Genomic DNA, 24,070 nt, shown 5'->3' on the forward strand with positions numbered 1-24,070 from the left:
TCACTCCCCGTCCGTGAGGAAGTCGATCGCGAGCCGGTTGAACTCGTCGAACTTCTCCACCTGGGCCCAGTGGCCGCAGCGGCCGAACACGTGCAACTGGGCACGCGGGATGAGCTTCAACGCCAGCAGCGCCCCGTCGAGCGGGTTGACCCGGTCCTCCCGGCCCCACACCAGCAGCACCCGCTGGCGCAGCCGGTACGCCTCGCGCCACAGCATCCCCTGCTCGAACGTGTCGGGGCGGGTGAACGAGGCGCCCATGGCGGCCATGGCGCGCAACGACTCCGGCGTGCTCGCGGCGGCGAAGCGCTCCTCGACCAGCTCCTCGGTGATGAGCGACTGGTCGAACACCATGGTGCGCAGGAACTCCTCCAGCTTCTCCTTGCTGGGCCCCGGTTTCGCGCCGAACCTGGACAGCTTGCGCACGCCCTCGGTCGGGTCCGGCGCGAACACGTTCACGCTCAGCCCGCCCGGTCCCATCAGCACGAGCCGCCCCGCCCGGTCCGGGTGGTCGAGCGCGAACCGCACCGCCGCTCCCCCGCCGAGCGAGTTGCCCAGCAGGTGCGCCTTGTCCACTCCGAGCGCGTCGAACAGGCCGAGCAACGCCCGTGCGCTGTGGGTGAAGTACTGGTCGTGCTCGGTCGGCTTGTCCGACAGGCCGAAGCCCGGCTGGTCCACCGCGAGCACCCGGAACGTCTTGGCGAACACCGGGATCGTGCGGCCGAAGTTGCTCCACGCCGACGCGCCCGGCCCGCCGCCGTGCAGCAGCACCACCGTCGTCCCGTGCTCGGAGCCCGCCTCGTGGTAGTGCAGCCGCAGGTCGCCCACGTCCGCGTAGCGGCTGGTGGACTCGAAGCCGAGCGCTGCCGTCACGTCGTCCCCCACTTCAGAACAGCCCGTCTCGGACGGGGAAACCGAGTTCGCCCTTGCCGTACAGGACGAGCGCGCGCTCCGGGTCGTTGGCCGCGTGCACCCTGGCGGCGTGGGCGTCGCGCCAGAACCGCGGGATCCGCAGGCCGTTGCCGATGGCCTTGCCGCCCGCGCTCTCGAACAGCCGGTCGATGGCGGCGATGGCCCTGGCGCTGCCGCACACCTGGTCGCGCCTGGCCCGCAGCCTGAGTTCCACCGGGATCTTGGTGCGCGTCTCCGCCAGCGCCATCTCCTCGTTGACGTTGCGCTCCAACTGGAGCCACGCGGCGTCGATGTCGTTGGCGGCGCTGGCGATCCGCACCTGGGCGAACGGGTCCTCCGACGCCTTCTCGCCGACGTAGGAGGCCCGGATCCGGTCGCGCGTCGCGCCGACGTGCTCGTCGTAGGCGCCGAGTGCCATCCCGATCATCGGCGCGGTGATCGCGTACGGGTGCACGGTGCCGTAGGGCATGCGGAACAGCGGCCCGGTGTTCAACTCCTGGCCGGGGCACGCGCACCGGGCGGTGTTGCTCATGCTCAGCGTCCGGTGCTCCGGCACGAACACGTCCTCGACGACGATGTCGTTGCTGCCGGTGCCGCGCAGCCCCACGGTGTCCCAGACGTCGTCGATCCGGTAGTCGGCGATCGGCAGCAGGAACGTGCGGAAGTCGACCGGTTTGCCGTCCTCGCCCATCACCAGCCCGCCGAGCAGCACCCACGTCGCGTGGTCGCAGCCGGAGGAGAAGCTCCACCGGCCGGTGAACCGGAACCCGCCGTCGACCGGGGTCGCCCGACCGACCGGCGCGTACGACGACGAGATGCGCGTGTCGCGGTCCTCGGCCCAGACGTCCTGCTGGGCCTGCTCGGCGAACAGGCCGACGTGCCACGGGTGCACGCCGAGCACCGAGGCCACCCAGCCCGTCGAGCCGCAGGCGCTCGCGATCAGCTTGACCGCGGTGTAGAAGGTGAGCGGGTGCGCTTCCGCCCCGCCGTGGCGAACGGGTTGCAGCAGCTTGAAGAAGCCGATCTCCTGCAACGACTTCACCGACTCCTCCGGCACCCGGCGGAGGTCTTCGGCCTCCTGCGCCCGGTCGCGCAGCACCGGCAGCAGATCCCTCACCTTGGCCAGGACCTCGTGGCCGACCTGGTCGCTCATCGTTCGCTCCCGTTCTCCCGGCACGAGCCAGACTAGAACACGTTCTCGTTTCTGTCGACGAGCTCAAACCTGCTCGCGCCGCAGCTCCAGCGCGATGTCGATGAGCTGGTCCTCCTGCCCGCCGACGAGCTTGCGCTCACCCGCCCGCACGAGGATCTGCGCGCCGGACACCTGGTAGCGCTCGGCCTGGACGTAGGCGTGCTTGAGGAAGCTGGAGTACACGCCCGCGTACCCCATCATCAGCGCCATCCGGTCGAGCAGGCACTCCTCGGGCATCGCGGGCCGCACCACGTCCTCGGCCGCGTCGACGATCGCGAAGAAGTCCACGCCGGTGGCGATCCCGAGCTTGTCGCAGACCCCGACGAACGCCTCCAGCGGCGTGTTCCCCGCCCCGGCCCCGAACCGGCGGACGCTGCCGTCGATCTGCGCCGCTCCCGCGCGGGCCGCGATCACCGAGTTCGCGACGCCCAGCCCGAGGTTCTCGTGGCCGTGGAAGCCGACCTGGGCGTCGTCGCCCAACTCCGCCACCAGCGCCGACACCCGGTCGGCGACCTGCTCCAGCACCAGCGCGCCCGCCGAGTCGACCACGTAGACGCACTGGCACCCCGCGTCGGCCATGATCCGGGCCTGCTTGGCGAGCGCCTCCGGCGGCTGGGAGTGGGCCATCATCAGGAACCCGACGGTCTCCAGCCCCCGGTCCCGCGCCAGGCCGAAGTGCTGCACCGAGATGTCGGCCTCGGTGCAGTGCGTGGCGATCCGGCAGATCGAGGCTCCGTTGTCCTGCGCCACCAGGATGTCGTCCTTCACGCCCACGCCCGGCAGCATCAGCACGGCGATCCTGGCCCGCTTGGCGGTCCGCACCGCCGTGCTGATCAGCTCCTGCTCGGGCGTGCGGCTGAAGCCGTAGGTGAACGAGGAGCCGCCGAGCCCGTCGCCGTGCGCGACCTCGATCACCGGGACGCCCGCCTCGTCCAGCGCCGCCACCACCGAGCGGACCTCCTCCGCGGTGAACCGGTGCCGCTTGTGGTGCGAACCGTCCCGCAACGACGTGTCGGTCAACCGCAGCATCACTGTCCTCCCGAGACGGTCGCGAGCGATCGGACGAGCTCTTCGCCGACCCTGGTCGCGGCGGCGGTCATGATGTCGAGGTTCCCCGAGTACGGCGGCAGGAAGTCGCCCGCGCCCTCGACCTCGACGAAGACGGACACCCTGGAGATCTCGCCCTCGCCTGCCGCGACGCGGTCGAACTGGGGCTCGTTCAGCAGCCGGTAGCCGGGCACGTAGGTCGCGATGTCCGCCACCATCCGGGTGACCGACTCAGCGATGGCGCTCTCGTCGGCGTCGGCCGGGATCGCGCAGAAGATCGTGTCCCGCATGATCATCGGCGGGTCGGCGGGGTTCAGCACGATGATGGCCTTGCCCTTGGTGGCCCCGCCGATCTCCTCGATGCCCCGGCCGGTGGTCCGGGTGAACTCGTCGATGTTCGCCCTGGTCCCCGGTCCGGCGGACACCGAGGCGACGCTGGCCACGACCTCCGCGTAGACGACCGGGACGACCCTGGACACCGCGTGCACGATCGGGATCGTGGCCTGGCCGCCGCAGGTGATCAGGTTGATGTTCGGGGCGTCCAGGTGCGCGCGGAGGTTGACCGGCGGCACGACGTACGGCCCGATCGCCGCGGGCGTCAGGTCGATCGCCCGGATGCCCGCCTCGGCGTAGCGCGGCGCGTTCGCCCGGTGCACCGCCGCCGACGTCGCCTCGAACACCAGGTCGGGCAGCTCGTCCTGGCGCAGCAACCAGTCCACACCCTCGACGGTCGTCTCCACCCCGAGCGCACGGGCCCTGCGCAGCCCTTCGCTGCCGGGATCGATGCCCACCACCCACCGCGGCTCGATCCACGACGAGCGCGCGAGCTTGTGCAGCAGGTCGGTGCCGATGTTCCCCGACCCGACGATCGCCGCGGTCGCCTTCGCCGAACTCATCTCGTCCACCTCACTCGAAGGACAGGGACACGGAGCCGAGCCCGTCGAACTCGGCGTGGAACGAGTCGCCGGGGTGGGCGTCCACCGCCCGCGTGCAGGAGCCGGGCAGCACGACGTCGCCCGCCCTGAGCCGCACGCCGAACCCCGCGACCTTGGCCGCCAGCCAGGCGACCGCGACCACCGGGTTGCCCAGCACGGCGTCGCTGCGGCCCTCGACGAGCACCGCGCCGTCCTGGCGCAGCCGGACGGCGATGGCGCGCAGGTCCACCTCGGACGGTCGGAGCCGGTTCGCGCCGAGCACGAAGCCCGCCGACGAGGCGTTGTCCGCGATGGTGTCCACCAGGCCGATCCGCCAGTCGGCGATGCGGCTGTCGATCAGCTCGATGGACGGCGCGACGGCCTCGGTCGCGTCCAGCACGTCCTGCTCGGTGCACCCCTCGCCGGGCAGGTCGGCGCCGAGCACGAACGCCACCTCCACCTCGACGCGGGGGAAGCAGTAGTCCGCCGCGCGCACCGGTGTGGCCTCGGCCAGCCGCATGTCGTCGAGCAGGTGCCCGTAGTCGGGCTCGTCAACACCCATCATCCGCTGCATCGCGAGCGACGACAGGCCGACCTTGTGCCCGACCACCACGGCCCCGCGGTCGACCCGGCGGCGGATGTTGACGAGCTGGACCTCGTAGGCGTCGACCACGTCGAGGTCGGGGTAGTGCTCGACCAGCGGCTCGATCGGCGCGCGGTCGTGCTCGGCCCGCCGCAGCAACTCGGCCGCGGCGGTCCTCTGGTCGGTCGTCAGCACGGGGTCTCCTTCGCCACGTGGGCCCCGGCCCGGCGGCCGGAGAAGACGCAGTCGGCGAGCGAGAGCCCGCTGACGTAGGACTCGGAGCACACGCCGACCGCCGACCGGCCCGCCGCGTACAGGCCGTCGACGCCGGTCACCCGGCCGGTGTCCTCGTCGACCACCAGACCGCCCAGGGTGAGCACCGGGCACGGGTACCCGACGCGGGACCGGACGGAGACGTCGATCAGCGAGTACGGCGCCCTCAGCGGTCGGACGAGTTCGGGGAGCTTGCCGAGGGCGTCCGGCACGTCGCCGTAGGCCTTCGCGGTCGCCCGCAGCCCGGCCGCGTCCACCCCGACCTTCGCCGCGACCTCGTCGAGCGTCAGACCGGTGACGAGCCCGCGCGAGAGCAGGTAGCGGGCCTGCAACCGCTGGAACAGCAGCGTCTGCCACGGGACCTGCCGACGCGCCTCGCGGAGCACCTCGTCGTCGACGAGCAGCCACGCCCGACCCTCGTGACCGGTGACGATCGCCTCGCCGATGGCCGCGCCGTACAGGGACTCGTCGCACACCCGCCGCCCGGTCGCGCCGACCAGGACGCCCTTGCGCAGCGCGCTGGGCGGCGTGAGGAACCGCCACGCCGACACCCGGTCCATCCGCGCGGTCGTCCCGCCGACCGCCGTGCCCAGCTTGATGCCGCTGCCGTCGTCGCCGGGTGTGCCCAGCGGCAGACCGCCCCGGTACGCCGGGGCGTGCTCGCGCATCAGCTCGCGGTCGAAGACGAACCCGCCCGCGGCGATGACCACCCCCCGGTTCGCCCGGACCAGCACCTCACGGCCGTGGCGGCGTTCCAGCGCGGCGGCCAGCCGGTGCAGCGACCGGCCCACCGGCGGGTAGTACAGGCTCGGCTTCACGGCGAGCCGGGACAGTACCCGGTGGGCGATCCGGGGCGCGCCCGTCAGCCTGCGGCACCGGACGCCGGTCACCCGGCCGTCCTCGGTGACCAGCTCCACCGCGGTGGTCTGCGGCAGCACGCCCGCCCCGGTCCGGTGGACGGAGGCGGCCAGCCGCGCGAAGAGCAGCGCGCCGGACGTGCCCTTGCCCTTGGCCCGGTGACCGCGCGGCGCGGGCGGGGTGACGTCGCGCCGGGCCTGCTCGCTGCCCGAGTGGTAGAGGTAGTAGTCGTTGGTGGGGTACGAGGTCTTGAACGGGCAGAGGCTCGCGTCGAACGGCACGCCCTGGTCCTCCAGCCACCTCAGCATGTCCGCGCTGCCGCGGCAGAACCGCCACAGGGTCTCGCCGGAGACGGCGTCGCCGACCTCGTGGCGCAGGTACTCGAACATGCCGTCGGGGCTGTCCAGCACACCGGCCTCGACCTGCTGCCGCGTCCCGCCGCCCGCGTAGACCACACCGCCGGACAACGCCGTCGCCCCGCCACCGGCGAACCTGTCCAGCACGACCACCGACGCGCCCGCGCGGGCCGCCTCGATCGCGGCGCAGGCGCCCGCGGCGCCGAAGCCCACGATCACCACGTCGGCGCTGACGTCCACGCACCCTCCCGGAACACGTTCTCGATCGGCTGCCCAGTTGGCACTGTTCCACCATAGCGCCAAGACGCCCCGAAACTATAACCTGTTCTAGTCTTACTCTCCGTGGAGGCACCGTGGTCGAGGACAGCGAGTTCGACGTGGTCGTCGTGGGCAGTGGCGGGGCGGGCATGACGGCCGCGCTGTGCGCCGCCCACCGGGGCCTGCGGGTCGTGGTGGTCGAGAAGGCCGAGCGGTTCGGCGGGTCCACCGCGCGGTCCGGCGGCGGACTGTGGATCCCGAACAACGCCGTGCTGCGCGAGGCAGGCGTGACCGACACCCCGGAGCAGGCGCTCACCTACCTCCGGCACATCGTCGGCGACGACGTGCCGGACGACCTGCTGCGGACGTACCTGGACCGCGGTCCGGAGATGCTGTCGTTCATCCGCGAGCACACGCCGCTGGAGTTCCACTGGGTCCGCGGCTACGCCGACTACTACCCCGAGGCGCCCGGCGGTCAGGCGCGGGGCCGGTCGATCGAACCGGACCCGTTCAACGCCGACGTGCTCGGCGACGAGCTGGCGAACCTCCAGGCCCCCTACCTCCCCTCGCCCGCCAAGATCGTGGTCACGGCCGCCGACTACCGGTGGCTCACCCTCGTCGCCCGCCACCCGCGCGGCCTGCTCAGGGCTGCCAGGGTGTTCGTCCGGCGGTTCCGGCGCGGCACCCTGCTGGCGCTGGGCCAGGCGCTCTCCGCGGGCCTGCGGGCCGGGCTGCTCACGGCGGGCGTGCCGGTCCGGCTGAACACCCCGCTGGTCGACCTGCACGTGGAGGACGGCCGGGTGGCGGGTGTCGTGGTCGGCGGCGACGAGCTGGTCCGCGCCCGGTACGGCGTGCTGCTGGCGGCGGGCGGGTTCGAGCACAACGAGCGGATGCGCAAGGAGCACCAGAAGGCGCCCATCGGCACCGAGTGGACCTCCGGCGCCAAGGAGAACACCGGCGACGGCATCGAGGCCGGCGTCCGGGCGGGCGGCGCGGTCGGGCTGATGGACGACGCCTGGTGGGGCCCGTCGGTCCCGCTCCCCCGCGGCCCCTACTTCTGCCTGTCCGAACGCACCCAGCCCGGCTGCCTGATGGTCAACGGGGCGGGACGGCGGTTCGTCAACGAGGCCGCGCCGTACGTCGACGCGGTCAACGCCATGTACGACGGGAACATGCCCACCTGGCTGGTGGCCGACCAGCGGTACCGCGACCGCTACCCGTTCGCCGGGCGCACGCCGCGCCAGCCGTTCCCCGGCCACTGGTACAAGGCGGGCGTGGTGCACCGCGCCGACAGCGTCGAGGAGCTGGCGAAGCTGATCGACGTGCCGTCCGACGCGCTCGCCGAGACCGTGCGGCGGTTCAACGAGTTGGCCGAGACCGGCCGCGACGAGGACTTCCACCGCGGCGACAGCGCGTACGACCGGTACTACGGCGACCCGCGCAACCGCCCCAACCCCTGCCTCGCGCCGCTGCGGAAGCCGCCGTTCCACGCGGTCCGGATCGTGCCGGGCGACCTGGGCACCAAGGGCGGGCTGCGCACCGACACCCGCGCGCGGGTGCTCCGCGAGGACGGCACGGCCATCCCCGGCCTGTACGCGGCGGGCAACAGCAGCGCGGCGGTGATGGGCCACAGCTACGCGGGGCCGGGGGCCACCCTCGGTCCGGCGATGACCTTCGGCTACCTGGCCGCGCTGGACATCGCCGCAGCGGCGACCACCGACCACCGTGGAGGGACCCCATGACAGAGGACGCGGTTCGGACGATCGACGCCGGGACCCCGCCGACGAGGTTCGCGCGCGGCTGGCACTGCCTCGGGCTCGCCGACCGGTTCCGGGACGGTGAACCGCACGCCGTCGAGGCGTTCGGCACCAAGCTGGTGGTGTTCCAGGGCGAGGACGGCGCGCTCAACGTGCTGGACGCCTATTGCAGGCACATGGGCGGGGACCTCACCCAGGGCACGGTGAAGGGCGACACGATCGCCTGCCCGTTCCACGACTGGCGCTGGGCGGGCAACGGCCGGTGCGTCGGGATCCCGTACGCCAAGAGGGTCCCGCTGCGCGCCCGCACCCGCTCGTGGACGACGCTGGAGCAGAACAAGCAGTTGTTCGTCTGGCACGACCCGCAGGGGAACCCGCCGCCGGAGAACGTCGTGATCCCCCGGATCGAGGCGGCCTACAGCGGCGAGTGGAGCAACTGGACGTGGGACTCGGTGCTGATCGAGGGCGCCAACTGCCGCGAGGTCATCGACAACGTCGTGGACATGGCGCACTTCTTCTACATCCACTTCGCCTTCCCCACGTACTTCAAGAACGTGCTCGAGGGGCACGTCGCGTCGCAGTACCTGACGACGAGGGGGCGGCCGGACATCACCGGCGGCGGGACGAACTACACCGGTGACACGGTGGTCCGGTCCGAGGCGTCCTACTTCGGCCCGTCCTACATGATCGACTACCTGTGGAACGACTACCAGGGCACGATCATCGAGACGGTCCTGATCAACTGCCACTACCCGGTGACCGAGAACTCGTTCCTGCTCCAGTGGGGCGCGATCGTCAAGAAGCTGCCCGGCCTGACCGACGAGCACGCCGACAAGATCGCGCACAAGTTCGCCCGCGGCATCGGCGCGGGTTTCCTCCAGGACGTGGAGATCTGGCGGAACAAGTCGCGGATCGACAACCCGCTGCTGTGCGAGGAGGACGGGCCGGTCTACCAGTTGCGCCGCTGGTACGAGCAGTTCTACGTCGACGTGGAGGACGTCTCCGACGACATGGTGCGGCGCTTCGAGTTCGAGGTCGACACCACCAGGGCGGTCGAGGTGTGGGAGAAGGAGGTCGCGGCGAACATCGCTCGACGGGAAGGCGTCTCGTGACCGAGCGCCGCGAGTTCCTGGAGGGCGGGCTGAACCCGGTGAAGTGCCTCGACTGCGGGAACCGCGTGCTGGTGAAGAAGTACAGCCCGCACCACACGAGCGTGCAGTGGACGTCCGACGCGGCGGCGAGCTGCCCCGAGTTCGCCGCCGCCGGCCGGGACACCGCGCTCATCCAGACCTGCCTGACGCTGCGGGACAGCATCGACCAGGCGGTGCGGGACGGCGTGCTGGAGGTGGCCGATGGCTGACGTCCACCGGCTGCGGGTGGTGGAGGTCGTCGACGAGACGCCGGACGCCAAGTCGTTCGTGCTGGAGGGCGGCGGGTTCACCCCCAAGCCGGGGCAGTTCCTGACCGTGCGGATCGGGACCGCCGCGCGGTGCTACTCGCTGTGCAGCGCGCCGGACGAGCCGCTGAAGATCACCGTCAAGCGCACGCAGGACGGGTACGGGTCGCACTGGCTGTGCGACAACGCCGTCGTGGGCACGGAACTGGACGTGCTCGGCCCGGTGGGCGTGTTCACCCCGGCGTCGCTGGACGCCGACCTGCTCGCGTTCGCGGGCGGCAGCGGCATCACGCCGGTGATGTCGATCATCAGGTCGGTGCTCTCCGGCGGCACCGGCCGCGTGACCCTGGTGTACGCCAACCGCGACGAGCGGTCGGTGATCTTCGCGCGCGAGCTGACCCGCCTCAGCGCCGAGCACCCCGACCGGCTGGCGGTCGTGCACTGGCTGGAGTCCGTGCAGGGCCTGCCGACCACCGCCCAGCTCGCCGCGCTCGCCCGGCCGTGCGCCGAGGCCTTCCTCTGCGGCCCGGCGCCCTTCATGGACGCCGCCAAGGCCGCCGCCCGCCAGGCGGGGGTGCAGCGGGTCCACGTCGAGCGGTTCACCTCCCTGTCCAGCAACCCGTTCGAGGACGCGGTGGCCGCTGCCACCGACGACGGCCCGGACGCGACGGTGGAGGTCGAACTCGACGGCGAGCAGCACCGGTTCCCCTGGCCCGCCCGCACGCGGCTGCTCGACCTGCTGCTGGACAAGGGGCTCGACGCGCCGTTCTCCTGCCGCGAGGGGGCGTGCAGCGCGTGCGTCTGCCGCCTGGTGGAGGGCGAGGTGAAGATGCTCAACAACGACGTGCTCGACGAGCAGGACCTCGCCGAGGGCTTCGTCCTCGCCTGCCAGTCGGTCCCGGTGACCGACGCGGTGAAGATCACCTACACCTGAGGGGGAGCCATGCCGATCGATCCCGCCACCGCCATCGGCGCCGAACTGCCGGAGACGAAGTTCTCCTGGACCCCGACGGACGTCCTGCTCTACCACCTCGCGCTCGGCGCGGGGCCGGAGGACCTGCGGTACACCTACGAGCGGGACCTGCACGTGCTGCCGACGTTCGGCGTGATCGCGGCCCACCTGCGCGCGACCGAACCGCCCACCGTGTCGTTCCCCGGCGTCGACGTCGACCTCGCCAAGGTCCTGCACGGCACCCAGGAGATCACCGTGCACCGCCCGCTGCCGGTGCGCGGCGAGGCGGTCCTGCGCACGAGGGTGGCCGACGTGCTGGACAAGGGGACGGCCGCCGTCATCGTGCAGGAGTCGACCGGCGTCACCACGGACGGGACCGCGCTGTTCACCGCGCGCTCCAGCATCTTCGCCCGCGGCGAGGGCGGGTTCGGCGGCTCGCGCGGGCCGTCCACGCGGCTGCGGGTCCCCGACCGCGCACCGGACGCCGTGCTGGAAACGCCGACGCTGCCGCAGCAGGCGCTGCTGTACCGGCTGTGCGGCGACCGCAACCCGCTGCACGCGGACCCGGAGTTCGCGAAGCTCGCCGGGTTCGACGCGCCGATCCTGCACGGGCTGTGCACCTACGGCGTGGTGTGCAAGGCCGTGGTGGACGCGCTGCTCGACGGGCGGGTGGACCGGGTCAGCTCGTTCGCCGCGAAGTTCACCGGCGTCGTCTACCCCGGTGAGACCCTGCGCACCGGGGTGTGGCGCGACGGCGACCGCTTCGTGCTCACCACGACGGCCGCTGACCGCGACGACGCGCCCGTGCTGTCGGACGTGGTGCTGACCGTCTCCTGACGGGGGCGACCCGTTGCCGCGCGGTCGGCCCACCGGGCAGGCTGGGCGCGTGGGTGGTGACGCGGGTGCGACCCGGCGGGTGATGAGCCGCGAGCAGGTCGTCCGGGGCGGGTGCCGGTTCTTCCTGCGCCACCACACGATCGACATGGAGCGCCTGGCGGCGGGCCTCGCGATCAGCCGGGCGACGCTCTACCGGGTGGTGCGCAGCCGGGACGTGCTGCTCGCCGACGTGCTGTGGCTGCTCGGCGAGAGGACGCTCACCCAGGCACGGCGGGAGCGCCGGAGCACCGGGGCGGACGGGGTCCTGGAGGTGACCCGGCTGTTCGTCGACCGGCTGCGCGAGTCGGCGCCGTTCCGCGCGTTCCTGCTCGCCGAGCCGGACACGGCGACACGGGTGCTGTTCCACGCCTCGTGCGGCGTGCACCGCCGGGTGGTGTCGGCGCAGAAGGAGATCCTGCTGGAGGCCCGTGCCGCGGAGGAGCCGTCCGCGGCGCTCGACCAGATCGCGTTCCTGTACGTGCGGATCGTCGAGTCGGAGGTGTACGCCGAGCTGCTGGGTGGCGAGCCGGTCGACCGCGCGCTGGCCGAGCGGGCGACCAGGGCGGTGCTGCCGGGGTGACCTGCGACGGCGGTCTCACGTTCGGCCGCGCGCTGGTGCGGGCCGGCGGGCCCTGGATACGGTGCGGTGGCCCGTTCCCGACGCCGTGGGGGCCGCCATGCCGATCGTCCGCCTGCCGCTGCTCACGGCGCTCCTCGCGGTCCTGACGGCGATGGCGACCGCGCCCGTCGCCGTCGCCTCGTCGGCCGGGTGCACGCCGATGGTCTTCGTGCACGGCCAGCAGGGGTCGGCCCAGCAGTGGCAGTCCAACGCGAAGCGGTTCTCCTCCAACGGTTTCCCGAACCGCCTGCTGCACGCCTACGAGTACGACACCAGCGTCGCGACCAACGACGCTGCGGTCGCCGGGCTCGACGCGTTCGTCGCCGACGTGCTGGCCCGCACCGGAGCGCGGTCGGTGGACGTCATCGCGCACTCCCGCGGCACGACCGTCCTGCACGCCTTCCTGGCCACGCCCGAGCGGGCCGCGCTGGTGCGCCGGTACGTGAACGTCGACGGCCGGTCCAGCGCCACCCCACCGGGCGGGGTGCCGACGCTCGCGCTCTGGGGCAGCCTGCAACCCACGGGCTCGATCGGCGGCGCGACCAACGTGTACCTGACCCACCTGGGGCACACGGAGACCGCCACGTCGGCCGAGGGCTTCGGGTACGTCCACCGGTTCCTCACCGGCCGGGACGCGGCCACCACCGACGTGCGGCCCGAACCGCCCGCCCTGGTCCGGATCGCGGGCCGGGCGGTGTTCTTCCCGCAGAACCAGGGCGCCGCGGGTCTGCTGCGGGTCTGGGAGCTCGACGGCCGGACCGGGGCGCGCCGCGCCGCCCGGCAGAGCGTGGAGGTCGGGGCCGACGGCGCGTTCGGGCCGTTGCGGGTCGACGGCCGCGGGCACTACGAACTGGTCCTCGAACGCGAGGGCCAGCGGACCTACCACTACTACTTCGAGCCGTTCGAGCGCTCCGACCTCTTCCTGCGCCTCCAGGTCTCGGGTCCGGGCGGCATCGGCGACCTCGTCGACCGGTGCCCCGGCAGTTCGGCGTTCACCGTGCTGCGCAACCGGGAGTGGTGGGCCGACCAGGCCACCGACAACGACCGCCTGGAGTTCGACGGCGTCGACGTGCTGGCACCCGCCGTCGCGCCGCGCGCCCGGCAGGTCCTCGCGGGCTTCGTGTTCGACGACGGCTGCGACGGCGTGTCCGTGCCGGGCACACCGCCGGTCCCGTTCGGCTCGCTGCCCTTCCTGACCGGCGTGGACACCTACCTGCCAGCCCAGCCGAGCGGCACGATCCGCGTCACCGAGACCGTCCGGGGCGGCGCGGGGCGGTCGCGCACCGTCGCCGTGCCGAACTGGCCGTCGGACCAGCACACGATCAGCCTCCAGTTCAAGGACTACCTCGATCGCGCGTTCGGCGGCGGCCCGCGCCGGTAGTGTCGACCGCGTGGTCGACTACGGAGACGTGCCCGCGCCCGTCGTGGCCCGGTTGAGGTCGCTGTGCCTCGGGCTGCCCGACGCCTACGAGGAGCGGGCGTGGCGGGGCACGCGGTGGATGGTCCGCAAGCGGACCTTCGCGCACGTCCTCACCGTCGAGCCCGAGCACCCGGCGGCCTACGCCAGGGCGGCGGGGGCGACGGGGGCGATCGTCGTCATGACGTTCCGGGCGCCCGGCTCCGAACTCGACGCGCTGGTCGGCTCCGGCCACCCGTTCTTCAAGGCCGGGTGGGGAACCGACGTCGTCGGCCTGGTGCTCACCGACGACGTCGACTGGACCGAGGTCGGCGAGCTGCTGACCGACAGCTACTGCGTCCTGGCGCCGAAGAAGCTGGTGGCGCTGGTGGACCGGCCCGGCTGAGCGCTAGTCCACCCCCAGCACCAGCCCGCTGGTCGGCACGCCGGTGCCCGCCGTGACCAGCACGTGCGCCACCGCGCGGACCTGGTTCGCCGCCGTGCCGCGCACCTGGCGCACCGCTTCGGCGATCCCGTTCATGCCGTGCACGTAGGCCTCGCCGAGCTGGCCCCCGTGCGGGTTGAGCGGCAGCCCGCCGTCCAGTTCCAGCATCCCGTCCGCGATGAAGTGCCGGGCCTCGCCGCGCTGGCAGAAGCCGAGTTCCTCGAGCTGCACCAGGACGAACGGCGTGAAGTGGTCGTAGAGCACGGCGACGTCCACATCGGACGGTCCGAGTCCCGACTGGCGCCACAGCGCTTTCGCGACCACGCCCATCTCCGGCAGGCCGGTGAGGTCGTCGCGGTAGTAGCTGGTCATGGTGAACTGGTCGGTGCCGCTGCCCTGCGCGGCGGCCCTGATCACCGCGGGCGGCCTGCGCAGGTCGCGCGCCCGTTCCGCGCTGGTGACGACGATCGCGACCGCGCCGTCGCTCTCCTGGCAGCAGTCGAGCAGCCGCAGCGGCTCCGCGATCCAGCGCGACGACTGGTGCTCCTCCAGGGTGATCGGCCGTTCGTGGAACCACGCCTTCGGGTTGGTGGCCGCGTGCTTGCGGTCGACCACGGCGATCCGGCCGAAGTCCTCGCTGGTGGCGCCGTGGGCGTGCATGTACCGGCGGGCGAACATCGCGACCATCGCGGCGGGCGTGCCCAGGCCCATCGGGTACGACCAGCTATTGTCCACCGACCCCACGGCCGCCGCCGTCTGCACCTGGCCGAACCGGTGCCCGGACCGCTCGTTGAACGCGCGGTAGCAGACCACCACCTCGGCCATGCCGGTCGCTACCGCCATCGCCGCCTGCTGGACCGTCGCGCACGCGGCCCCGCCGCCGTAGTGGATCCTGCTGAAGAACGTCAGCTCCGGTATCCCGAGTTCGCGCGCGACGGCGATCTCGGTGTTGGAGTCCATGGTGAAGCTGACCAATCCGTCCACATCGGACGGTTCGAGGCCCGCGTCGGTGAGCGCGTCGCGCACCGCCTCGGCGGCCAGCCGCAACTCGCTGCGGCCGGAGTCCTTGGAGAACTCGGTGGCCCCGATCCCGACGACCGCGGCGGCTCCGGAGACGCTCACGCGGGCACCTCGATCCGCACGGTGCCGACGACGTGGTCGCCCTGCGGCGTGCGGCCGACCACCTCCACGACGTAGACCCCGTCGTCGAAGCGCTCGACGACCTGGCCGAAGAACTTCAGCGTGTCGTGGGCGTAGCAGGGCGCACCGAGCCGGATGTCCACCGCGCGCACCAGCGCCTCCGGGCCCGCCCAGTCCGTGACGTACCGCTGCACCAGGCCGGTCGTGGTGAGGATGTTGACGAAGATGTCCTTGGAGCCGCGCGCGACGGCGAGGTCGCGGTCGTGGTGCACGTCCTGGAAGTCCCGCGTCGCGATGGCGCTGCTGATCACGAACGTCGGGGTGGCCTCGACGTGCACCTCCGGCAGCGAGTCGCCGAGGTTCAGGGTCCGGGTCATGAGCCGCCTCCCGCGCGTGGTCGCCAAGTCGGCATGGTCAGGTCGTCGTCGACCTTCGTGAACACGACCTCCACGGGGAGGCCGACGCGGACGTCGTCCGGCGCGATCCCGGTCAGCTCGCCCAGCATCCGCACGCCCTCGTCCAGCTCGACCAGCGCGACGACGAACGGCGTCGCCCGGCCGGGAACGCGGGGGTGGTGGTGCACGACGTAGCTGTAGACCTCGCCGACGCCGTCGGACACCAGGTGGGTCGGTTTGGTGGCACCGCACTCCGGGCACATCGGCCCCGGCGGGTGCCGCAGCAGCCCGCAGCCGCCGCACCGCTGGATCCGCAGCTCCCCCAGCGCCGTGCCCTGCCAGAAGTACTCGGTGTCGTGGTTCACCGCGGGCCGGATCACCGCCGCGGGCACGGCCTCCGCGACCGCCGCGGGTTTCTCGGCGGGGCGGAACTTCAGCACCCGGAACCGCATCTCCGCGACGACCTCGTCCCCGACGTACCAGGTGTTCCTGGTCGTCACGAACCAGCCTTCGCCGAGCGCGGTGCGCTTGGGCCCCACCACGTCGTCCAGCCGCGTCGTCACCGCGACGTGCTCGCCCTGCCTCAGGTAGCGGTGGTAGGTCTGGTCGCTGTTGGTCGCCACCACGGACGTGTAGCCCGCCTCGTCGAGCACGGCCATCATCGCGCCGAGCGGGTCGTCCGACGAGCGCTGCCCGTGCAGCCCGCCCATCGTCCACACCTGGATCATCGCGGGCGGCGCGACCAGTCCCCCGTGCCCGGCCTTCTCGGCGGCCTCGGGGTCGGTGTAGACGGGGTTCGCGTCGCCGATCGCCTCCACCCAGTTGAGCACCATCGGCAGGTTCACCGGGTCGCGGGCGAGCCGGGGCGCGCTCTCGCCCGCCGCGGCGATGCGGGCCGCCTCCTCCTCGACGCGCGTCATCGCGGCACCCTCGGGAGACCGAGCCCGATCGACGCCACCAACTCGCGCTGGACCTCGTTCACGCCCCCGCCGAACGTCAGCACGAGGTTCCGCCTGGCCTGCACGTCCAGCCACAGCGCCAGTTCCGCCGTCGCCGGGTCGGCCGGGTCGCCGTGCCTGCCGACGACCTCCTCCAGCACCCGCCCGACCCGCTGGGTCCGCTCGGAGGCGAACACCTTGGTCGCCGAGGCGTCCGCGACGTCCCCGCCGGGCGACGAGGCCACCTGCCAGTTCAGCAGTTCGTTGACCCGCACGACCGCTCTCACCTCCGCCAGCGCCCGCCGCACGTCCGGGCGCGCGAGCAGCGGCTCGCCGTCCGGACCGGTCCTGGTCGACGCCCACCGGCGCACGCGGTCGAGCTGCGCGGCGATCCGGCCCGCCGGTCCGAGCATGACCCGCTCGTGGTTGAGCTGCGTGGTGATCAGCCGCCAGCCCCCGTTCTCCTCGCCGACCCGCATGCCGACCGGCACCCGCACGTCGGAGTAGTAGGTCGCGTTGACGTGGTGGGCGCCGTCGCAGGTGATGATCGGCGTCCAGGAGTAGCCGGGGTCGGTGGTGTCGACGATCAGGATCGAGATCCCGCGGTGCCGCGAGTCCTCCGTGCCGGTCCGGCAGGCCAGCCACACGTAGTCCGCGTCGTGCCCGCCCGTGGTGAACGTCTTCTGCCCGTTCACCACGTAGTGGTCGCCGTCGCGAACGGCCTTGGTGCGCAGCGCGGCCAGGTCCGTGCCCGCCTCCGGCTCGGTGTAGCCGATCGCGAAGTGCAGGTCGCCGGACAGGATGCGCGGCAGGAAGAAGTCCTTCTGCTCCACCGTCCCCCGCGCCTGCAACGTGGGTCCGACGGTCTGGAGGGTGACGTACGGCAGCGGCACGTCCGCGCGCGCGGCCTCGTTGACGAAGATCTGCTGCTCCACCTCGCCGAACCCTCGTCCGCCGTACTCGCGCGGCCAGCCGACGCCGAGCCACCCGTCGCGGCCCATCCGGCGGACCACGGCGCGGTAGACCTCGCCGTGCCGCTCGGTGAGCATCGCCGCGCGGTCCTCCGGGGACAGCAGCGCGGCGAAGTACTCGCGCACCTCGTCGCGCAGCGCGCGCTGGTCGTCGGTGAGGTCAACGAACACCGGACTCCTCCTCGTGCCGGGCGAGCAGGTCGAGCCGGTGCTCCGCGCCGCCGACGAACCTGGTGAGGTCCTTGGCCAGCCCGTAGAACCGGTGCATCGGGTGGGTGATGTCCACGCCGAGCCCGCCGTGCAGGTGGTGGCACGTGTGCACGGCCACGAGCGCCTCCTGGGCGAGCCAGTGCGCGGCGGTGTCCAGGTCCACCTCGGCGTCGCGCCCGGCCGACAGGCGCCAGCACGCGGCCAGCGCGGCCAGGTGCAGCGTGCGGGCGGCCACGTACACGTCGGCGACCTGACCCGCGACGGCCTGGAACGCCGACAGCGGTTTGCCGAACTGGTGCCGCGTCCCCACGTGCGCCACCGTCAGTGCCAGCGCGCCCGCCAGCACCCCGTCGCCGACCGCGCAGGCGCCCGCCAGCGCGAACCCGCGCAGGCCCGCCACCGCGCCGTCACCCAGCAGGGAGCCCGCGGGGACCAGGACGTCGTTCAACCGCAGGGTGTACTCCGGCGCCCCGCCCGAGGTGCGGGTCCGCGTCAGCGACACCCCGTCCGCCGTCGGGTCGATGACCAGCACGCCCGGTCCGTCCCGGAGCGTCGCGGTCACCAGCACCCGGTGCGCGGTGCCCGCGTGCGGCACACCGACCTTCGTGCCGGACAGCACGTACCGCGCGCCGTCGAGCCGGGCCGTGGTGCGCGGAACGGACGGCAGCGGGTCGGACGGCTCGCTCTGCGCCGCCGTGAGCACGCCGTTGTGGTCCGCCACCACCGGCAGGAGTTCGTCCTGCTGCTCGGGGGTGCCGTACCGGACGAGCGGCAGCACGCCCAGCGCCAGCGCGGCGAACGCGGGCACGGCCGCGGCCCGGCGGCCGACCTCGGTCAGCACCGCGGCGACCTCCAGGACGCCCAGCCCGTCGCCGCCGAGCCGTTCCGGCACCGCGAGCGCGAGCAACCCGGCCTCTCCCATGGCCTTCCACGCCGCGTCGTCGTGGCCGGGGTCGCCGCGCTCGCCGGTCTCGCGGCCGAGCACCCGCGCGCACAGGCCTCGGATCTCGGTCAGGGTGTCGTCGGGGGCAAAGTCCACATCGACTCCTCGTCAGTGCGCGTTTTCCCTTGGCAGGCCGAGAATCCGTTCGCCCGCCAGGTTCAGCAGGACCTGCGTGGTGCCGCCCGCGATGCTCAGGCAGCGGCTGAGCAGGAACTCGTGCACGGCGGCCCGCGCCGAGCCCTCGGTGGTCGCGCCGTCCGGGCCGAGCAGTTCGACGGCGAACTCCGCCACGGTCTGCCGGTGCCGCACGCCGACCAGCTTGCGCACGCTCGACTCCGCGCCGGGGTCCTGGCCGCCCAACCGCCGCAGGCTCGCGCGCAGGTCGAGCAGCGACACCGCGAGCCCCTCGCCGACCAGCGCGCCAACGCGTTCCCGCACGTCCGGGTCGTGGGCGGCGTCCAGCGCGAGCACGCGTTCCAGCGACTCCCCCAGCGACGACCCGCGGCCCATGGCGACGCGCTCGTCGGCCAGCGTCGAGCGGGCCAGCTTCCAGCCGCCGTCGACCTCGCCGACCACGCGGTCGTCCGGCACGAACACGCCGTCCAGGAAGACCTCGTTGAACACCGACTCGCCGGTGATCTCCCGCAGCGGCCGCACATCGAGGCCCGGTGCGCGCATGTCCACCAGGAAGTAGGTGATGCCGCGGTGCTTCGGCGCCTCGGGGTCGGTGCGGGCCAGGCAGATCGCCCAGTCCGCCTCCCTCGCCAGCGACGTCCACACCTTCTGGCCGGTCAGGGTCCACCCGCCGTCGGCCCGCACCGCCCTGGTGCGCAACGAGGCCAGGTCCGACCCCGCCTCGGGTTCGCTGAACATCTGGCACCAGGTGATCTCACCGAGCAGGGTCGGCCGGATGAACCGCTCCCGCTGCTCCGGCGACCCATGGCGCAGGATCGTCGGCGCCGCCCAGCCGCCGATGACCAGGTCGGGCCGCCGGACCCCGACGCGGTCCAACTCCTCGTCGATCACGAGCAGACGCGCGGGCGACGCGTCGAGCCCGTACGGCCTCGGCCAGTGCGGCACCAGGTGGCCGGTGTCGACGAGCCGCGCGCGCCGCTGCTCGGGCGGCAGCGCGGCGACCTCCTCGGCCACCGCGCGGGCGGCGGCGCGGTCCTCGGCGGAGTCGTCGTCGAGTTCGACGCGCAACGAGCGGCGCGCGCCGCCCAGCGCGAGTTCCGCCGCCCGCCTGCGCCACTTCGCCCCGCCACCCGCGAGCTGCCGCAGGACGAGGGCGCGGCGCAGGTAGCGGTGGGCGTCGTGCTCCCAGGTGAACCCGATACCGCCGAGCACCTGGACGCAGTCCTTGGCGTTGTCCACCGCGGCGTCCAGCGCGACGGCGGCGGCGACCGCCGCGGCCAGCGGGTGTTCGGCGGGTGCCTCGTCGGCCGCGCGCGCCGCGTCCCACGCGACGGCGCTCGCCTGCTCGACCCGGCACAGCATCTCGACGCACAGGTGCTTGACCGCCTGGAACGACCCGATCGGCCTGCCGAACTGCTCGCGCGCGCGGGCGTGCTCCACGGCGGTGCGCAGGCACCACCCGGCGATCCCGCTGGCCTCGGCGGCGAACAGCGTGACCGCGAGGGCCACCGGGTCGGGCGGGTCGACCAGCACGTGCTCCGGCGGGACCTCGACGCCGTCCAGGGTCACGTCGCCCAGCGCGCGGGAGGGGTCGACGGCGCCGTGCTCGACCACGGTCACGGCCTCGGCGGGCACGAAGAACCAGGTCTCCCCGTCGGTGAGCAGCAGGTGCGTCGTCGCGCCCGCGCCGAGGACGTGCCCCACCCCGCCGGTGACCACGAGCCCGCCGTCCTCGCGCCGCACCGCGGCGACCGTGCCCGCGGTCAGCGACAGCGCGACCGTCGCGGTCCCGTCGGCGAGGCGCCGGGACATCTCCTCCTCCCGGCACAGCACGCCCGCCAGCGCCGTGGGCAGGACCGGGCCGGGCACCAGCGAGTCCGCCGCCTGTTCGAGGACGGCCGCGAGGTCGACCACGCCGCCGCCCTCCTCGGGCCGCGTGAGGGAGAAGACCCCGAGGCGCGCGAGGTCCGGCCAGTGCACGGGCCGCTCGGCCTTGGCCGCCCACTCGCGCACCCCCGCCTGCACAGCGCGCTGCTCGTCGGTCATCGCGATGGGCATGCGACCTCCTCCGGTACCTGAGGACGACTATAGAACGTGTTCCAGTTTTGCCGACAGGCCCAGATCGGTAGAAAGTGGAACGAGCAGGTCTCGGATAGTTCGCGGCTGGGAGCGTGACTCACGACACCGCTCCGCTCGCACGCCCCGCGCGGTCGGGTACGATGTTCGCACTACTGGAACAGGTTCCTATCAGACCGTGCAGGGGGTTCACCTCGGTGGCAGCCGCATCGAAACCACGCGCGACCGGCACGGTCGCCCTCACCACGCTGGCGGGCGAGGAGCTCGGGTCGGCCGCCCAGCGCGACCGGCGCAAGCGGATCATCGACGCGACCATCGCGCTGGCGTCCAAGGGCGGGTACGACGCCGTGCAGATGCGCGCGGTCGCCGATCGGGCGGACGTCGCACTCGGCACCCTGTACCGGTACTTCCCCTCGAAGGTCCACCTGCTGGTGTCCAGCCTCGCCGCCGAGTTCGAGCGCGCGCAGGACAAGATGGACCGCACCACCATCCCCGGCGAGAACCCCTACGAGCGCGTGCTCTTCGTCCTCGGGCGGATCACCAGGGGCCTCCAGCGCAACCCGCACCTCACCGAGGCGATGACGCGCGCGTTCACGTTCGCCGACGCCTCGGCGGGCGCGGAGGTCGACACCGTCGCGCTGCTGATGGAGCGCATGTTCACCAAGGCGATGAGCGACCAGGAACCGACCGAGGAGCACAAGGCCATCGCCAGGGTGATCGGCGACGTGTGGCTGTCGAACCTGGTCGCGTGGGTGACCAGGCGGGCGACGGCCACGGACGTCGCCACCCGCCTCGAACTCACCGTTCGGCTGCTGCTCGCCTGACCGGCGCGTACTCGACCACACCGTCCACGACGGACGATTCCAGCTCACCGCGGACCACCAGCACGTCCAGGTGCGCCCCGGTCTCGCCGGTCGCCAGGATCCGGTCGAACAGGCCCAGGTCCTCGAACCGGCGCTGCCTGCTCGTCCAGCCGAGCTTGCGCGCGGCCTCGTGCGTCGTGACCGCGCCGGAGAGCACCGCGTCCAGCGTCGCGCCGAGCCGGTCCTCGTGGTGCGCCACCAGCTCGTCGACGCGGGCGTGCACGCTGGGCGCGACCGGCCCGTGCGCGGGCAGCAGCCGCATGTCCGGATAGGACCGCATGAGCCGCAACGAGTCCAGGTAGTCGCCGAGCGGGAGTTCCGACCGCGCGGGCTCGAACCCGATCGACGGGGTGATGTGCGGCAGGACGTGGTCACCCGCGAAGAGCAGCGACGACTCGGCGTCGACGTAGACCACGTGGCCGTTGGTGTGCCCCGGTGTCGGCACGGCGCGCAGCACGCGGCTCCGCAGCGCGATGTCCGTCGTGCCGTCGAGCCACTCGTCCGGCTCCTCGTACCCCCGCGTCGCCTCGCTCCGGTCGAAGTTCTTGTACGCCTCCCGCAGCTCGTCGGCGACGCTCCCCGCGCCCCACCGGGCCAGTTCCGCGAGCTGGCCGTCGGCGCGGCCGCTGAGGATCTTCTCCAGCGACGGCTGCTCGCCGATCCCCAGCGCGACCTTCGCCCCGAACAGCTTCCGCAGCGTGATCGCCATCGTGTAGTGGTCGCGGTGCAGGTGCGTGACCAGGAACCGGTGCACCTGCTCCAACCCGAACCCGATGGAGTCGAGCGACGACTCCAGCCGCTCGCGGGCCTCGTCCAACGCCCAACCGGAGTCGATCAGCACCAGCCCGTCGCCGTCCTCGACGGCGTACACGTTCACCGCGCGCAGGCCGTCCATCGGCAGCGGCAGCGGGATCCGGTGCACACCCGGCGCCACCTCGTAGGCCCCCTGCTCGGTCCAGGCGTGCTTGGCGTCCGGCATCCGCACCTCCGTGTCGTTCGGAGGCCGATGTTAACCGGGACTCGCGGCGCGGCACGGTGTCCCGACAGGTGGAAACCTGGTGGACGCGGTCGGGAACGCGCCCACCAGGCGTCGGATCACCCGGTCGTCTCAGCTACCGGTCAGCGAGATGGCCAGGTCGGGGAACGCGAACGGGTGCTTCCCGATCACGGTGGCCTCACCGTTGAGCAGGTTGACGCTGTAGAGGCTCGTCGAGCCGTTGGACGCCGTGAGGCTGGCGAAGCCGAGCACCGAGCTGGCCTTGCCGTTGTTCAGGACGCTGAAGATGTCGAAACCAGCCTTGAGACCCGCGTCCACGGTGAGCGACCCGGTCGGGACCAGGCTCCCCAGGTTGGGCGGTGACTGGATCACGACCTGGTCCAGGATCGTGCCGATGTCGAACAGCGTGGTGCCGCTGTCGGCGTTCAGGTCGTTGTTGGTGTACGCGGCGGCGGTGACGCCCTTGGTCGTCGCGGGTGACGGCGGGGTGTTGAGGTTGCCGTCCTCCTCCGTGATGTGGGTGGCCAGGTTGTGGCGCAGGTTCTGGCCGTTGTCGCTGATCACCCGCAGGCGGTCGGCCGCCGGGTTGAAGTCGACGCCGAAGGTCGTGCCGTACAGCGCGACCGACAACTGCGACACCTTCGTGAGGACCGGTTCCGGGGTGAACTTGACCGTGTAGATGCCACCCTTGCTGCCCACGACGTACAGCAGGCCGTCCTGCACCCGGAAGTCGAGCCCGATCGCGGCGTCGTCGCCGACGAAACCGACGATCTCCTTGACCCAGTCGAGTCTGTCCGGCCGGTCGGTGGTGTAGGTCGCCATCACCCTGCCGTCGGGCGAGATCCCGTACGCCCTCAAGCTGGGCGTCGCCGCCGAACTGGTGCCGGGGCTGCCGACTACCACGGCCGAGATCACGGACACCGCCACGGCAGCCGCCGCGAGCCTTTTCTTGATCCGTGCCTTCATGGTGCTTCTCCCCTCTCGGATCACTGCGCGGCACAAGCTATTCGGCGCGACTGGACATCCGTTGGACGTCGCGCGGCTACTCGCCTCGGCGTCTTGTCCCCGCCCCCGACGGGCACCACAGTGGAGGTACACCGGCGAAGAGGGGGAACGAACGATGAGGATCAGGCTCGGGGCCGTGGCACTCGCGGGCTGCGCGGCGGTCCTGGGGGCCGTCGCCCAGCCCGCCGCGGCGGGCACGGTCGTGGGCGAGCGGCTGACGTGCGCCTCGGACCTCAGGACGACCGGGCCGCTGGAGATCGTGAACGCCGACTGGACCTACGTCTACACGCTGTCCTGGTGCGTGCTGGAAGGGCGGATCGTCGACGCCGAGCACGTCGTGGAGCACGTGGTGCACACGTCGAACTGCACGTGGGCCGGACGGAAGAAGGAGGAGATCGACCGGGGGGTGTCGGCCTGGAAGGCCTTCGACATGAGCGAGTTCGTCTGCGTGGGAGGTGACGGCAAGACCGAGGGCGTGAACCCGTGGGTGGACGTGACCTTCTACCCGGACGGCCACTTCGACCGGGACGGCGGCGTCGCGCGGTCGGCGCGGTAGCCGGTGCCGC

The 24,070-nt window shown here is 72.5% G+C and carries 24 protein-coding genes; 10 read left to right on the forward strand and 14 right to left on the reverse strand.

Annotation, left to right across the window (positions count from 1 at the left end; translation table 11 throughout):
• The 6 genes from hsaD to NZH93_RS27495 all read right to left on the reverse strand — a co-directional run bounded on the left by hsaD (position 1) and on the right by NZH93_RS27495 (position 6,372).
• On the reverse strand, positions 1 to 870 hold the full coding sequence (gene hsaD, locus NZH93_RS27470) for a 4,5:9,10-diseco-3-hydroxy-5,9,17-trioxoandrosta-1(10),2-diene-4-oate hydrolase (protein ID WP_259626099.1): 870 nt from the start codon (positions 868 to 870) through the stop codon (positions 1 to 3).
• A 13-nt stretch (positions 871 to 883) separates the two neighbouring features.
• Entirely contained in the window at positions 884 to 2,062 is a 1,179-nt protein-coding gene (gene hsaA / locus NZH93_RS27475; protein ID WP_259626100.1) for a 3-hydroxy-9,10-secoandrosta-1,3,5(10)-triene-9,17-dione monooxygenase oxygenase subunit, read from the reverse strand.
• A gap of 63 nt (positions 2,063 to 2,125) precedes the next feature.
• Positions 2,126 to 3,130 (reverse strand): 4-hydroxy-2-oxovalerate aldolase, encoded by a 1,005-nt coding sequence (dmpG, locus tag NZH93_RS27480; RefSeq protein ID WP_259626101.1) that lies wholly within the window; start codon positions 3,128 to 3,130, stop codon positions 2,126 to 2,128.
• The gene (locus NZH93_RS27485) at positions 3,130 to 4,044 is read right to left on the reverse strand and encodes an acetaldehyde dehydrogenase (acetylating) (protein ID WP_259626102.1); all 915 of its coding nucleotides are present in this window, start codon (positions 4,042 to 4,044) and stop codon (positions 3,130 to 3,132) included. The genes dmpG and NZH93_RS27485 overlap by 1 nt, the downstream gene beginning before the upstream one ends.
• Before the next feature lie 10 nt (positions 4,045 to 4,054).
• Complete coding sequence (locus NZH93_RS27490; protein ID WP_259626103.1) at positions 4,055 to 4,840, reverse strand: 2-keto-4-pentenoate hydratase; 786 nt, start codon at positions 4,838 to 4,840, stop codon at positions 4,055 to 4,057.
• Entirely contained in the window at positions 4,834 to 6,372 is a 1,539-nt protein-coding gene (locus NZH93_RS27495; RefSeq protein WP_259626104.1) for an FAD-binding protein, read from the reverse strand. Before NZH93_RS27495 ends, NZH93_RS27490 begins: the two co-directional genes overlap by 7 nt.
• 113 nt (positions 6,373 to 6,485) lie before the next feature.
• Between NZH93_RS27495 and kstD the strand changes: the two genes are divergently transcribed.
• The 8 genes from kstD (at position 6,486) to NZH93_RS27535 (ending at position 13,792) form a co-directional block, all read left to right on the forward strand.
• Complete coding sequence (gene kstD / locus NZH93_RS27500) at positions 6,486 to 8,132, forward strand: 3-oxosteroid 1-dehydrogenase (protein WP_259626105.1); 1,647 nt, start codon at positions 6,486 to 6,488, stop codon at positions 8,130 to 8,132.
• Positions 8,129 to 9,259, forward strand: coding sequence for a 3-ketosteroid-9-alpha-monooxygenase, oxygenase component (locus NZH93_RS27505; protein ID WP_259626106.1), 1,131 nt, complete (start codon positions 8,129 to 8,131; stop codon positions 9,257 to 9,259). The genes kstD and NZH93_RS27505 overlap by 4 nt, the downstream gene beginning before the upstream one ends.
• On the forward strand, positions 9,256 to 9,507 hold the full coding sequence (locus NZH93_RS27510) for a hypothetical protein (protein ID WP_259626107.1): 252 nt from the start codon (positions 9,256 to 9,258) through the stop codon (positions 9,505 to 9,507). The genes NZH93_RS27505 and NZH93_RS27510 overlap by 4 nt, the downstream gene beginning before the upstream one ends.
• Entirely contained in the window at positions 9,500 to 10,477 is a 978-nt protein-coding gene (locus tag NZH93_RS27515; protein WP_259626108.1) for a ferredoxin--NADP reductase, read from the forward strand. Before NZH93_RS27510 ends, NZH93_RS27515 begins: the two co-directional genes overlap by 8 nt.
• A 9-nt stretch (positions 10,478 to 10,486) precedes the next feature.
• Positions 10,487 to 11,332 carry an enoyl-CoA hydratase ChsH3 gene (gene chsH3, locus NZH93_RS27520; protein ID WP_259626109.1) on the forward strand — a complete coding sequence of 282 codons (846 nt, stop codon included), beginning with the start codon at positions 10,487 to 10,489 and terminating at the stop codon, positions 11,330 to 11,332.
• Positions 11,333 to 11,381: 49 nt separating this feature from the next.
• Positions 11,382 to 11,951, forward strand: a complete 570-nt coding sequence (locus NZH93_RS27525) for a QsdR family transcriptional regulator (protein ID WP_259626110.1) — start codon at positions 11,382 to 11,384, stop codon at positions 11,949 to 11,951.
• A 97-nt stretch (positions 11,952 to 12,048) separates the two neighbouring features.
• Complete coding sequence (locus tag NZH93_RS27530; protein ID WP_259626111.1) at positions 12,049 to 13,371, forward strand: hypothetical protein; 1,323 nt, start codon at positions 12,049 to 12,051, stop codon at positions 13,369 to 13,371.
• A gap of 10 nt (positions 13,372 to 13,381) precedes the next feature.
• Positions 13,382 to 13,792, forward strand: a complete 411-nt coding sequence (locus NZH93_RS27535; RefSeq protein ID WP_259626112.1) for an MmcQ/YjbR family DNA-binding protein — start codon at positions 13,382 to 13,384, stop codon at positions 13,790 to 13,792.
• A gap of 3 nt (positions 13,793 to 13,795) precedes the next feature.
• Here the strand turns inward: NZH93_RS27535 and NZH93_RS27540 are convergent, their stop codons facing one another.
• From NZH93_RS27540 to NZH93_RS27565, 6 genes are read right to left on the reverse strand one after another with little or no spacing between them, the layout of a single operon-like run.
• Positions 13,796 to 14,953, reverse strand: coding sequence for a lipid-transfer protein (locus NZH93_RS27540; RefSeq protein WP_259626113.1), 1,158 nt, complete (start codon positions 14,951 to 14,953; stop codon positions 13,796 to 13,798).
• A complete protein-coding gene (locus tag NZH93_RS27545) occupies positions 14,950 to 15,348 on the reverse strand; it encodes a MaoC family dehydratase (RefSeq protein ID WP_259626114.1) in 399 nt (132 codons plus the stop codon). The genes NZH93_RS27540 and NZH93_RS27545 overlap by 4 nt, the downstream gene beginning before the upstream one ends.
• Positions 15,345 to 16,286 carry a bifunctional MaoC family dehydratase N-terminal/OB-fold nucleic acid binding domain-containing protein gene (locus NZH93_RS27550; RefSeq protein ID WP_259626115.1) on the reverse strand — a complete coding sequence of 314 codons (942 nt, stop codon included), beginning with the start codon at positions 16,284 to 16,286 and terminating at the stop codon, positions 15,345 to 15,347. Before NZH93_RS27550 ends, NZH93_RS27545 begins: the two co-directional genes overlap by 4 nt.
• A complete protein-coding gene (locus tag NZH93_RS27555; RefSeq protein ID WP_259626116.1) occupies positions 16,283 to 17,446 on the reverse strand; it encodes an acyl-CoA dehydrogenase family protein in 1,164 nt (387 codons plus the stop codon). The genes NZH93_RS27550 and NZH93_RS27555 overlap by 4 nt, the downstream gene beginning before the upstream one ends.
• Positions 17,436 to 18,524, reverse strand: a complete 1,089-nt coding sequence (locus NZH93_RS27560) for an acyl-CoA dehydrogenase family protein (protein ID WP_259626117.1) — start codon at positions 18,522 to 18,524, stop codon at positions 17,436 to 17,438. Before NZH93_RS27560 ends, NZH93_RS27555 begins: the two co-directional genes overlap by 11 nt.
• Before the next feature lie 12 nt (positions 18,525 to 18,536).
• The gene (locus tag NZH93_RS27565) at positions 18,537 to 20,621 is read right to left on the reverse strand and encodes an acyl-CoA dehydrogenase family protein (protein ID WP_259626118.1); all 2,085 of its coding nucleotides are present in this window, start codon (positions 20,619 to 20,621) and stop codon (positions 18,537 to 18,539) included.
• Positions 20,622 to 20,782: 161 nt separating this feature from the next.
• Here NZH93_RS27565 and kstR point away from each other — a divergent pair, with 161 nt between their 5' ends.
• Positions 20,783 to 21,463 carry a cholesterol catabolism transcriptional regulator KstR gene (gene kstR, locus NZH93_RS27570; protein WP_276024226.1) on the forward strand — a complete coding sequence of 227 codons (681 nt, stop codon included), beginning with the start codon at positions 20,783 to 20,785 and terminating at the stop codon, positions 21,461 to 21,463.
• Here kstR and NZH93_RS27575 read toward each other — a convergent pair.
• Both NZH93_RS27575 and NZH93_RS27580 read right to left on the reverse strand, forming a co-directional pair.
• A complete protein-coding gene (locus NZH93_RS27575; protein ID WP_259626120.1) occupies positions 21,438 to 22,481 on the reverse strand; it encodes an MBL fold metallo-hydrolase in 1,044 nt (347 codons plus the stop codon). The genes kstR and NZH93_RS27575 overlap by 26 nt on opposite strands.
• A 129-nt stretch (positions 22,482 to 22,610) precedes the next feature.
• Positions 22,611 to 23,465, reverse strand: coding sequence for a DUF4394 domain-containing protein (locus NZH93_RS27580; protein WP_259626121.1), 855 nt, complete (start codon positions 23,463 to 23,465; stop codon positions 22,611 to 22,613).
• Positions 23,466 to 23,619: 154 nt separating this feature from the next.
• On the opposite strand from NZH93_RS27580, the gene NZH93_RS27585 reads away from it, so the two are divergent.
• The gene (locus NZH93_RS27585) at positions 23,620 to 24,060 is read left to right on the forward strand and encodes a hypothetical protein (RefSeq protein ID WP_259626122.1); all 441 of its coding nucleotides are present in this window, start codon (positions 23,620 to 23,622) and stop codon (positions 24,058 to 24,060) included.
• The last annotated feature ends 10 nt before the right edge of the window (positions 24,061 to 24,070 follow it).

The organism is Umezawaea endophytica, assembly GCF_025061645.1.
Taxonomy (GTDB): domain Bacteria; phylum Actinomycetota; class Actinomycetes; order Mycobacteriales; family Pseudonocardiaceae; genus Umezawaea; species Umezawaea endophytica.

Coding starts and splice junctions, on each gene's coding strand:
- hsaA (WP_259626100.1), bottom strand. CDS start 2,062: ATGAGCGACCAGGTCGGCCACGAGGTCCTGGCCAAGGTGAGGGATCTG.
- dmpG (WP_259626101.1), bottom strand. CDS start 3,130: ATGCTGCGGTTGACCGACACGTCGTTGCGGGACGGTTCGCACCACAAG.
- NZH93_RS27485 (WP_259626102.1), bottom strand. CDS start 4,044: ATGAGTTCGGCGAAGGCGACCGCGGCGATCGTCGGGTCGGGGAACATC.
- NZH93_RS27505 (WP_259626106.1), top strand. CDS start 8,129: ATGACAGAGGACGCGGTTCGGACGATCGACGCCGGGACCCCGCCGACG.
- NZH93_RS27515 (WP_259626108.1), top strand. CDS start 9,500: ATGGCTGACGTCCACCGGCTGCGGGTGGTGGAGGTCGTCGACGAGACG.
- chsH3 (WP_259626109.1), top strand. CDS start 10,487: ATGCCGATCGATCCCGCCACCGCCATCGGCGCCGAACTGCCGGAGACG.
- NZH93_RS27530 (WP_259626111.1), top strand. CDS start 12,049: ATGCCGATCGTCCGCCTGCCGCTGCTCACGGCGCTCCTCGCGGTCCTG.
- NZH93_RS27545 (WP_259626114.1), bottom strand. CDS start 15,348: ATGACCCGGACCCTGAACCTCGGCGACTCGCTGCCGGAGGTGCACGTC.
- NZH93_RS27550 (WP_259626115.1), bottom strand. CDS start 16,286: ATGACGCGCGTCGAGGAGGAGGCGGCCCGCATCGCCGCGGCGGGCGAG.
- NZH93_RS27565 (WP_259626118.1), bottom strand. CDS start 20,621: ATGCCCATCGCGATGACCGACGAGCAGCGCGCTGTGCAGGCGGGGGTG.
- kstR (WP_276024226.1), top strand. CDS start 20,783: ATGTTCGCACTACTGGAACAGGTTCCTATCAGACCGTGCAGGGGGTTC.
- NZH93_RS27575 (WP_259626120.1), bottom strand. CDS start 22,481: ATGCCGGACGCCAAGCACGCCTGGACCGAGCAGGGGGCCTACGAGGTG.
- NZH93_RS27580 (WP_259626121.1), bottom strand. CDS start 23,465: ATGAAGGCACGGATCAAGAAAAGGCTCGCGGCGGCTGCCGTGGCGGTG.
- NZH93_RS27585 (WP_259626122.1), top strand. CDS start 23,620: ATGAGGATCAGGCTCGGGGCCGTGGCACTCGCGGGCTGCGCGGCGGTC.